5 protein-coding genes are annotated in these 6,595 nt (G+C 38.4%); 2 read left to right on the top strand and 3 right to left on the bottom strand.

Annotated elements, in window-relative coordinates; translation table 11 throughout:
- On the top strand, positions 1-189 hold a 189-nt coding region (locus ACOVO2_RS22655; RefSeq protein WP_421772158.1), incomplete at its 5' end, for a VF530 family DNA-binding protein.
- A gap of 63 nt (positions 190-252) precedes the next feature.
- Here ACOVO2_RS22655 and ACOVO2_RS22650 read toward each other — a convergent pair.
- Complete coding sequence (locus ACOVO2_RS22650; RefSeq protein ID WP_421772157.1) at positions 253-1,200, bottom strand: WG repeat-containing protein; 948 nt, start codon at positions 1,198-1,200, stop codon at positions 253-255.
- 529 nt (positions 1,201-1,729) lie between these two features.
- Between ACOVO2_RS22650 and ACOVO2_RS22645 the strand changes: the two genes are divergently transcribed.
- Entirely contained in the window at positions 1,730-1,921 is a 192-nt protein-coding gene (locus tag ACOVO2_RS22645) for a cold-shock protein (protein WP_421772156.1), read from the top strand.
- A gap of 96 nt (positions 1,922-2,017) precedes the next feature.
- Here ACOVO2_RS22645 and ACOVO2_RS22640 read toward each other — a convergent pair whose 3' ends face one another.
- Both ACOVO2_RS22640 and ACOVO2_RS22635 read right to left on the bottom strand, forming a co-directional pair.
- Positions 2,018-4,312: a WD40/YVTN/BNR-like repeat-containing protein gene (locus ACOVO2_RS22640; RefSeq protein ID WP_421772155.1), complete on the bottom strand. Its 2,295-nt coding sequence runs from the start codon at positions 4,310-4,312 to the stop codon at positions 2,018-2,020.
- Positions 4,313-4,366: 54 nt separating this feature from the next.
- The gene (locus tag ACOVO2_RS22635) at positions 4,367-6,511 is read right to left on the bottom strand and encodes a glycoside hydrolase family 97 catalytic domain-containing protein (protein WP_421772154.1); all 2,145 of its coding nucleotides are present in this window, start codon (positions 6,509-6,511) and stop codon (positions 4,367-4,369) included.
- Positions 6,512-6,595: the final 84 nt, after the last annotated feature.

Here is a 6,595-nt window from a genome sequence, read left to right as displayed (position 1 = left end):
CTCGAAAGAATAGTAAGAGAACTCAGAGATTATTACGGCTGGGACCAAATGGCTTACCATGTGAATGTCAATTGTTTTGCCAATAACCCATCGCTTAATTCGAGCCTAAAATTTTTACGTAAGACCGATTGGGCAAGGAAGAAAGTAGAGAAATTGTATCTCAGAATGATTGAAGAACAAAACCGATAAAAAGAAACCGCCCCATTGCTGAGGCGGTTTTAATTTTTTACTTTAATAGGTTACTAAAAGGGCTTATTTTGAAGCTAATATCAATTTTGCGTGTTCGGCATTTGCTGCAATGATTTCGTTTCCTCTTGAATCGATGTAGCCAAGTTTGCCACCTCTTCTATACATCGCAATTCCATCGCTAAACGAATCAATCATATCATATCGAGGGGAAACTATTTCCTTGCCATTTTGATTAATAATACCATATTTCTCGTTATCCAAAACAATAGCGAATCCATTGCTAAAACCTCTAATATCATCGTATTTTGGCGATACAATCATTTTGCCAGCTTTATTTATTACACCGTATTTATCGCCGAGTTTAACTGCTGCTAAATTCTCTTCAAAAGCACTTGCCATCTGGTATTGTAATGCAATCACTTCCTTTCCTGCTTTATCAATGTATCCATATTTTCCACCAATCATTACAGGAGCAAGCCCCTCAGAGAATGGTAAGGCAAATTCATATTTTGGGGCAATGATTTGTTCTCCTTGTTTATCAATATACCCATTTTTACCGTTTACATGAACCATCGCCAAACCGTTGGTGAATCCCATTACAAATTGATACTGTGGTTTAATAACCTCTTCGCCAGCTTCGTTGATAAAACCATATTTTGAGCCACTTTTCACTACTGCTAGTCCTTCTGAAAATGGTTCGCACATATCGTATTTTGTTTCAATTAGTGTAGTGCCATTTTTACGAATAATACCATATTTATTTTTAATTCTTACAACGGCATACCCGCCCTCAAAATCATTTACATAATCATATACGCAAGGTACTATTATTGTTCCTGTTTTGTCAATAAAGCCATATTTACCTTGTGAGCTAATCTTGGCATATCCTTCTTTGAAGCGGAGACCTTCATCCTGACCAAATGCCATTGCATAAGCGAAGAAGATGAGCATAATAAACAGAATAAACTTTCTGTATGCCGCAAGTGCATTGTATAAGAATTGAGCATTCATGATTTTGTAAAGGGTTTTAATAAGTATAGCAACACCAGCATTAGTCCAAACTATATGCCAAAAATGAATTGAGAATTAGTGACTTTCAACTTTTCAGTGCGTCTTAATTAGTTATGAATGAAAAGCGGCATAAAATGTCATTTTTATTGGCATTTAGATTGGTGCTTAAAATACTAACGGTGTGTTTTTTTTTGTTTACAAAATCGGATAATGGCTTTTTTATGGATCCTGAAGGGGGAAAGTGTTGATTGGCTTGATTTTTGATGAGTTTAAGTCTGTAACTAATATATAAATATTTTTCTCATTCTTCTCTATATCTCATCATTTCAACATTCAATTATTTAAAAAATAAGTTGCTGATAATCAGTTAATTATTAACTCATAAATAATACGCTACTGACACATCGAGTAATGCATTGGGTATATATTGCGGATATTGAAGAAAAAAAGTGAGAAAAATTAAAAATATGTTTGATTACAAATTTATTTACCTACATTTGTGCTTTTAAAGTACTAATACAAATACAAAATGTCTAACGGAACAGTAAAGTTTTTCAATGAAACCAAAGGATTTGGTTTTATCAAAGTAAGTGGCTCAAACCAAGAAGTATTCGTTCACGTGTCTGAATTAAAAGACCAAATCCGTCAGGATGACGAAGTTACTTTCGACATCCAAGAAGGAAAAAGAGGTTTAAACGCCGTTAACGTAAAATTAGCATAATTATATCATCACTTCGGTGAGTAGAATTATATAATTTACAGGAAGCCCCCGACGAGTCGAGGGCTTTTTTTGTGCTTTTCTATTTAACTCCTTTCATTACCTCTCCATTACCCAAACGCCACGCCCATAAGTGGCAATGACCATTTTGTTATCTCGTGGGTGAATGAATAAATCTTGTACCGAAACACTCACTGGTAAATTTGCTTGCACAGATTGCCAGTTTTTACCGCCATTTTTTGAAGTATAAATTCCCAAGTCTGTTCCGCAGTAAAGAATTGAGGTATTGAAAGGGTCTTCTCGAATTACGTTTACTGGTGAGGCTGGTAAATCTCCCACAATACTTACCCAAGTTTTTCCAAAATCAGTTGATTTATAAATATATGGCTTGATGTTGTCTTCTCGGCGGTCGCTGAGGGTGATGTAAACTGTGCCGTCTTTTGTTTTTGAGGCTTCGAGTCTCGAAACGTGGACGTTTTGAGGTAAACCAGCCATTATTTTTGTCCATGTTTTGCCGTCATCGGTCGTGAGATGCACGTTTCCATCATCAGTGCCTACGTATAAAGTGCCTTGCTTAAATGGCGACTCTGCCAGAGCCGTAATGGCTTGGTGAGCAATGGCATACGGTAATTTACCCATGCGGTTTTTATCGTTCGTAGTCAAATCTGGACTGATGCGTTTCCAAGTTTCGCCCATATCGGTTGATTTGAACAAATACTGCATTCCATGATAAATTGTATGATTATCGAAGTTAGAAATGTGTGTATATGCCAACCATTCACCACGATGTGTTTCTTCGTCTTCGGCTTTTTTAATTGTAATATTCTTGATTCGTTCTTTGCCTTCTTTGCTCAAATCTCCTCGTTGGATTCTGCCATAAAAAGCACTCGAATACGTAATATTTGGGTCTTTAGGGTCAATTGCAATGATGCTACCTTCACCACCTGGCACAAAATGCCAGCCATTTTTCTTGTCATTAATTCCACTTCCTGCTTGCCACGATACGTTAGCTCCCATCGAACCTTCGTCTTGTACTGAACCGTGAATATTAAATGGCGTTGCCATATCATACGATACATTATAGAATTGAGTTGTTGGAATTTCCTTGAAGAAGTTCTTCCAAGTTTTACCGCCATCATAAGTAACAATTATACCTCCATCGTTTGAAATCAAGATATAATTTGTGTCTGATGGGTCAATCCAAAGTCCGTGATTATCTCCATGAATACGAGTGTTTTCACTTTTAATTATCTTCCAAGTTTTTCCTGCATCTTCCGACTCAGCAGTGTTAATTCCCATAATAAAAATCTTGTTTTCATTAATTGGGTCAACTCTTATTTGACTAAAAACCCAGCCATACGTTCCACCAAATGTTTCCATTTGCTTGTCATTTTCGCTCATTTTTGTCCAAGATTCGCCTTTATCGGTGCTTTTGTAGACTTCTGCTCCTAAAATAACCAGTTCTTTCGGACGGCCATACGAATCGAGTTCTCCTTCGTTGCCTTGACGCTTTGGTGTGTGATTATCAACGTAGGCGTACAAAACATTGGGTTTTGAGGCACACATTGCTAAGCCGATTCTACCAGTGTTTTTGGTATCTGGCAAACCATTCTTGATTATTTTCCAAGTTTTGCCTGCATCAGTCGATTTATAGAGATAGTCGCCGTCTTCGGGAGTTGGGTCGCTCCAACGTTTACGAATTCTATTCCACATTGAAGCATAAAGCGTGTTTGGCTCAGATGGGTCAATCAATAAATCTATACAACCCGTTTTCTCGTTTTGGTACAAGACTTTACTCCAGGTTTTACCGCCATCGGTTGTTTTATAAACGCCACGGTCGGCATTATAACTCCATTCATTGCCACTTGCTGCTACATAAACAATATCAGGATTGGTCGGGTGAATAACCACACGAGCAATGGTTGATGTATTTTCAAGTCCGAGGTGCTGCCAAGTTTTTCCTGCATCGCTTGATTTGAATACTCCCATGCCTGGCAATGAAGCTCGAAGAATATTAGCTTCGCCAGTGCCAACATAAATAACATTAGGATTTGATTTTGACACTGCAAAATTTCCGATTGATTGAGTACCGATTTCGTCCATCAAAGGCTTCCAGGTTTTGCCTGCATCTTCGGTTTTCCAGAAACCACCCGTAGCAAAACTGGCGTAAATAGTATTTTTATTGCCTTCAATCCCCCAGACATCGGTTGCACGGCCGCTTGTATTATCGGGGCCGAGTAGTCGCCAATTTAGATTTTTATACGGAGAATTTTTGACCAATTCGGCGTGTTTCTGAAAGGCATTTTTTCGGTCAATGCCAGTCGATGCACGGTTATTTTGTGCAATGATTTGCTGATGAATGAAAATCGCTAATAAGAGCGTAAGTTTTTTCATGTTTTGGTTTGTTAGGGTGAAGATGTTTATTTGTAAATATAATGAAAAAAAGGCTTACTGATTACCACAACCATCAATATAGGCTTTGAAAACCGCCCCTTGTTGAGTTTGAAAACCAGCTGTAAGTAAAATGCTTTTTGCTGCATCATAGGTTACGTTGGCAGTTGAACTTATAATGTTTGTCGCTTGGATTGTTTCCGAGGCTTCATATTTTGTTGTGTTCGAAATCTGTGAAGTTATCGTATGTGTTGTTTGACACGCTGCTCGTTTCAAAACCATCATAAAACCGCCATAAGGTTGCATAGTGATGTTGATTGTATTGGTGGACTGCACTTGGTAGTTTACCTCAGAGCTAACAATATCTCTTGGAGTTGCACCATCGCTTAGAAGTTGTTTGCTGTAATCGCCTGTGGCTATAAATGATAGTGGAAATGTAATATTTCGTACTTGGTTTTCTCCATTAATGCCCGAAATATACCAGTTTTCGCCTTTACGGCGAGCCATTACAACGTGAGTGCCAGGAAAACCTTCTACAAAACGAGTTTCGTCCCAAGCTGTGGGGAGGTTGCTGATGATTGTTTTTGCTAAAGTTGGTAAGTTTGTATAACTCCCCACCATATCAACTAAGTGAGTTACGCCCGATTCAAAAGTATTGAGTAAGGCAATTTCGTGAACGTCGGTTGTTAGGTGATAGACTTCTCTTCCCCAACCGATGATAGTTGGCGTGTAATCCATTGGGCCTATTACATTTCTCGTAAAAGGCAAAATCGTGTGGTGACGAGGGGCATTGGGTAAGAAACTTCCATCAAAAATATAAGCTTCCGAGCCTTTCACGGCTTCCATTGCAACCAAATTTGGATAGGTGCGTGACCAACCTTTCGGGATAACATTTCCATGAAAATTGACCATTAGTTCATAATCAGCGGCATCTTTCAGAATATCAATGTAAAGTTTCATTAATTCCTGTTTATCACTCTGAAAGTAGTCAATTTTTACACCTTTGATGCCCAAAGCGTGTATACGAGCAAATTCTTGTCGGCGAGCGGATTGAATGTGCATTAAGTCACGGGGTTGTTCAGGTTGGTCGTTTGAAGGCCCACCCGAATTATACCACAGCCATAGTTTTACATTTTTGCTGTTGGCATAGGTGATTAAATCGTTGATGTCTCCGCCATTGCCCATCTGATTCCAGTTGGCATCAATCAATGAGTAAGGCAAGTTTAATTCGGCCGCCAAATCAATGAACGTTTTTAGTTTGGTAAAATTGGTTGGACTACCGAGGTCTGACCACCAACTCCAAGTCGAAATCCCAGGTTGTATCCAAGTGGTATTAGCTATCTGCGAAGCTTTACTCACATGCGAAACAAGGTTAGATTCTACCACATTATTAAGCTGTTTTCCAATCATTATTACTCGCCATGGCATTGTCCACGGTAGTGTAGAACTTGCATAAGCTGCGTAGCTATTACCATCGTCGGGGCTTGGTGTAGCAACCGAAAATGTGCCATTACCAAAGTAAGAAGATAGGTGAGAAGCGAAGAATTTTTCATCTAAATCAGCTTCGGTGAGCAGAATCCAAGCATTGGGGGTTTGAAAAAGTGCAGGGAATGCCAGCCCATTAAACTGATTGATGGCTTGATTGAGGCTTACTCCATTCTGATAAAGTTTTTCATAGACAGGTCTGAAATTGTCATAGCCTTGAATCCAGGTTTTGCTGTTATTGACTGGAATTTGGAATGTCGTTTTATCTTCGGTTACGTAGTAAGTGCTATTTGAAGTCTCAGGGAAACGATAACGGAGTGCTACTCCATCGTTGTAGGCTCTGAAAATTACTTGGAATTTACTATTATTCGAATTGCGAAAATTGAGCGTAATTTCGTTGGCGTTATTGCGAAGTTGTAGCTGCTTTCCAATCGACATTGTGTAGTTTTCGTCAATTACGGCAGTACTACTATTTTCAAAAGTAAAGCCATTATAAAACGATTGGTCAATGCGAGAGACTCCTAAGTTAGATTGCTCAATAATGGTTTGTGTCTGATTATTATCAAGGTATTCTACAGAATATTTCAGTGTTCCATCTGGCTCAATACGTTGGATTGCGGCTCTAATTTTATTACTAGGCGAACTAACTTGCCAACTCTGAGCGACTAAAGTGAAGGAAAATAAAAGGTAAAGGGAAACACTGCAAAGGAATTTCATATATTTTTGATTAGACACGAATGAATAATCAAAAATATACAAATTATGATTTTAAACCAACACCTCTTTATACTGCATATTATA

This window comes from Emticicia sp., from assembly GCF_049241225.1.
GTDB lineage: Bacteria > Bacteroidota > Bacteroidia > Cytophagales > Spirosomataceae > Emticicia.
The sequence above is the reverse complement of the archived record's forward strand: the minus strand, read 5'-3'. Positions and strand labels throughout refer to the sequence as shown.

Coding starts and splice junctions, on each gene's coding strand:
- ACOVO2_RS22650 (WP_421772157.1), bottom strand. CDS start 1,200: ATGAATGCTCAATTCTTATACAATGCACTTGCGGCATACAGAAAGTTT.
- ACOVO2_RS22645 (WP_421772156.1), top strand. CDS start 1,730: ATGTCTAACGGAACAGTAAAGTTTTTCAATGAAACCAAAGGATTTGGT.
- ACOVO2_RS22640 (WP_421772155.1), bottom strand. CDS start 4,312: ATGAAAAAACTTACGCTCTTATTAGCGATTTTCATTCATCAGCAAATC.
- ACOVO2_RS22635 (WP_421772154.1), bottom strand. CDS start 6,511: ATGAAATTCCTTTGCAGTGTTTCCCTTTACCTTTTATTTTCCTTCACT.